4 protein-coding genes and 2 pseudogenes are annotated in these 3,243 nt (G+C 59.1%); 4 read left to right on the forward strand and 2 right to left on the reverse strand.

Translation table 11 applies throughout. The features are described 5' to 3' along the window. A pseudogene (locus J7367_RS19315) lies at positions 1-599 on the reverse strand (transposase); the annotation flags it as partial. A 224-nt stretch (positions 600-823) separates the two neighbouring features. Here J7367_RS19315 and J7367_RS19320 point away from each other — a divergent pair. Then, positions 824-1,006, forward strand: a complete 183-nt coding sequence (locus tag J7367_RS19320) for a hypothetical protein (protein ID WP_139792684.1) — start codon at positions 824-826, stop codon at positions 1,004-1,006. Between the two features lie 14 nt (positions 1,007-1,020). Here the strand turns inward: J7367_RS19320 and J7367_RS19325 are convergent, their stop codons facing one another. Continuing rightward, the gene (locus tag J7367_RS19325; RefSeq protein ID WP_139792682.1) at positions 1,021-1,500 is read right to left on the reverse strand and encodes a hypothetical protein; all 480 of its coding nucleotides are present in this window, start codon (positions 1,498-1,500) and stop codon (positions 1,021-1,023) included. 187 nt (positions 1,501-1,687) lie between these two features. Between J7367_RS19325 and J7367_RS19330 the strand changes: the two genes are divergently transcribed. The 3 genes and pseudogenes from J7367_RS19330 to J7367_RS19340 form a co-directional block, all read left to right on the forward strand. Then, the gene (locus J7367_RS19330) at positions 1,688-1,912 is read left to right on the forward strand and encodes a hypothetical protein (protein ID WP_057664360.1); all 225 of its coding nucleotides are present in this window, start codon (positions 1,688-1,690) and stop codon (positions 1,910-1,912) included. A gap of 397 nt (positions 1,913-2,309) precedes the next feature. Continuing rightward, the gene (radC, locus tag J7367_RS19335; protein ID WP_057664357.1) at positions 2,310-2,798 is read left to right on the forward strand and encodes a DNA repair protein RadC; all 489 of its coding nucleotides are present in this window, start codon (positions 2,310-2,312) and stop codon (positions 2,796-2,798) included. A gap of 259 nt (positions 2,799-3,057) precedes the next feature. Then, positions 3,058-3,243, forward strand: a pseudogene (locus J7367_RS19340) (IS5/IS1182 family transposase); the annotation flags it as partial.

The following is a 3,243-nucleotide window of genomic DNA, read 5'->3' on the forward strand; positions in this document are numbered from 1 at the left end:
GCTAAAAGTGGGGGGATTACCCTGACGCTCGCCTACCGGGACTTTCTTGCGCTTGCGGCGGCGGACTTGCAGCTGCTGCTCGCGGTACAACCGCTCCACACGCTTGTAGTTCACGATGCGGCCTTCCTGTCGCAGTTTGAGATAGATCATGCCCACGCCATAACGGCGATGGCGATGCGCCAACGCACCGATGCGCTCGCGCAGCTCAACGTTGCGATCTTCGCGTGGGCAGTAGCGCAGCGCGCTGGCGCTCATGCCGATCGCTGCCAAGGCGCGGCGCTCGCTGGCACCGCACCCCATCCACTCGCGCACCAGCGCACGACGCGCCGGCGCGCTCACCACTTTTTTCGCAGCGCATCCTTGATCAGATCGTTCTCAAACAGCTGCTCGGCCAGCAACTTCTTCAGCCGCGCGTTCTCCGTTTCAAGGTCTTTGAGCCGCTTGGCATCGGGCACGCTCATCCCGCCGAACTTGCTGCGCCACAGGTAGTAAGAGGCCTCGCTGAAGCCATGGCGCCGGCACAGGTCCTTGATCGCCACGCCCGCTTCGGCTTCGCGCAGGAAGCCAATGATCTGTTCTTCGGAAAAGCGCTTCTTCACGTCCAATCTCCTTCGGTTAGGGAATTGGACTCCAAACTGCGGTGCTACTCAAAATCGGGGGGACGTCGGTTGTCGAGTCAGCCTATTTCCGTAAGTCTCCCGATTGGGCATACGAAAGCGAGTGGCGCGATGTGTCTCGGGGCTTCGGGGCCGGAGAGGCGCCATTTCAACTGTCGGGGATTACCTTCGGAATGCGCTGTCCTAGGCACGTAAGGACAGCGCTCATGCTCGTTTTTAGTGGCTACAAGGTCAAGCCGGACTTCTACGAGGCAAGATTCAAGCCCGGCTCTTTTGAGATGAGTCGAAGTCTTGTTGACCCGAACGAGATCGCTCATATTCGCCCTTCGGGCGCGATGGTTTTCGGCATTCCCGGTCGTTGCGAGCTTCCCTTTGATATCACTGATTGATGTATTTGCGAGCACTATTTGGCGAAATGCTCGATGGCTTCTTTAACAGCATCCAGGACTGCCTTGAGTCCAGGAACTAAGTCGGCAAGGATTTCGCTGAGGCTGTTTAAAAGTGTTGCCAGCAGTCCCATGCCACGTTTGGATTGACCCCTCAATACAGTAAGGGCAGGCTGTCTTGTGCCTGGCCAGATGGCTCCTCGTCTCCAGTCTGACAAGCGCCCCGTTAACCAATCCAGGTGGCTACGGACGGCAGTCGTTTCCGCCTTCAGGAGCGTGACGGCTGTTTGATGATCTGGATTTTTCTCTGCCAGAGAATCTAGTTGTTCCTCAATCCTTTCTGCGCCGTTGCTATCGAAGAATGCCTCGAACGAATATCCCTGCCAAGCGAGTAGATGCTGCATGCCCTCTCTGCCTGGATCGTGCTCTGTGGAAAATGCGCAAATCCTATGTGCAAGATTCAACGCACCTCGAAAATCTTCACTAAAAGCAGCCATTCGCTATCCTTTTTTAGCCGGCTAATTCCTCGGGAGAGGCTATCACTACGAAAGGCGGATAGCTCGGTTTCAGTCTTGCCAAATTCGTTCGAAGAGTCGATTTCTGAGGCCGGTCACGACTTCAAAAAAGAGGCCTAAAGAATCAAGCTTTGCTGCCGTAACGGGTCCTTACGGTGTCTCAAGCCGGGTGGACAGAGCCGAGCTTCGCCGTCACCTCGAACGCCTGGACGCTGCGGTGCCCGCCCTGCGGGCCTCAAGTCCTGATCGCCGTCATTTTTGGCAAGCCTTTGCCAACATGGCTGCTGCTATCGAGAGCAAGGCGATGACGAGCGAGGACGCGCAGTTCGTCGGCCGTCGGGCTACGGAAATCTTGTCGTGGCACGGACTGGGAAACATAGACGAACACGTCTGACCCCGTAGGGGTCGACCAGCCCATCCCGATGCCTGCGTGCTTCTCATGCGCAGCGATGCGTGCGTAAGGCAGGCACAGGTCCGCAGAAGCCCCACTGGCTGCAAAGCCCAGGCGCCGCCTGCTGGCATCGATCACCCCCCTCCCATCCGAATGCCGCTCGGCCTGCAGGCCTTGTAGGGCATGCGTGGTCTGTCTCCACCAGCGCTGGGCCTCTTGAAGGGAATCTTGGCTGGGCTGTCCCTATCGGCAAGGGCGAGCCTCCTCCTCGTCGCTGGCGCTTTGTTGCGGCCCTTCGCTATGCGCCGCTTGCGCGGTGCTCGCTCTCGGGTGCGGTAGGGCCGGACGCTTCGCCTGCCGGTTCCCACGAGGCGCACAACGCGCTGGTGGAGACAAAACGATGAAGCGCACCCAAGACCTGAAGGCCCAATACCAACTCCAGATGGACGAGGAGGGTATCTTGCTCGCCGCCGCGACCATTCTGGAACAGCGCCTTCAACGCCAAGGCCGCATCCACAGCCCGGAGCAGGCCGGCAGCTACTTGGTCGCCCGTTGCGCTCACCTGCCGCACGAGGTTTTCGGCGCCGTATTCCTCGACAACAAGCACCACATCCTCGCGACTGAGCACCTGTTCTCCGGCACCGTCGATGCCTGCGACGTTCATCCCCGAGTCGTAGCAAAGCGTGCTCTCGAGCTTAGTGCTGCCGCAGTCATCCTGTTTCACAATCACCCTTCGGGCAATCCGGAGCCGAGCGAAGCAGACCGCAAGGTGACCGAGCGCCTGCAGGAAGCCTTGGGCCTCCTGGACATTCGGATCATTGACCACCTGATCATCGGTGGCCGGCAGCACACCAGCTTGGCGGCCAGGTATCGCAGTTGCGGCACCTGAAGGACGTGGAAGCCGAGTTGGCCCGGATGAAGCGCATGTATGCCGAGCTGGCACTGGATCACTACGCGCTCAAGGATGTGCTGTCGCGAAAAGGTTGAGCCAGGCTCGTCGACTGCAATTGAGTCTGGCCATGCAAACCGCCGAGGGCCTTAAGATCGCGGCCGCTCGCGATATCTCTTTTCAAATTTAGACCTTAGGGAAGGTCTGATCAACTCACCGCAGATGCGCGACACTATCGCCTTATGTAGAGGATTCATCCATGCAGCTGACGTTCGGTGACGCTGAGGGCTTGGGCAAGCGTAAGCAGACCCGGCGCGAGATCTTTCTTGCCGAGATGGAGCAGGTTGTTCCGTGGCAGCAACTGCTTGCCCTGATCGCGCCGCACTATCCAGTGTCGGGGCGGCCAGGTCGGCAGCCGTACGCACTGGCGACGATGTTGCGGATT

The sequence above is a fragment of the Xanthomonas sp. D-36-1 genome, assembly GCF_017746155.1.
Lineage (GTDB): Bacteria > Pseudomonadota > Gammaproteobacteria > Xanthomonadales > Xanthomonadaceae > Xanthomonas > Xanthomonas cissicola.

What these genes read in the sequence shown, in the direction of transcription:
- J7367_RS19320 (WP_139792684.1), top strand. Translation starts at nt 824, where the DNA reads ATGCTCGTTTTTAGTGGCTACAAGGTCAAGCCGGACTTCTACGAGGCA.
- J7367_RS19325 (WP_139792682.1), bottom strand. Translation starts at nt 1,500, where the DNA reads ATGGCTGCTTTTAGTGAAGATTTTCGAGGTGCGTTGAATCTTGCACAT.
- radC (WP_057664357.1), top strand. Translation starts at nt 2,310, where the DNA reads ATGAAGCGCACCCAAGACCTGAAGGCCCAATACCAACTCCAGATGGAC.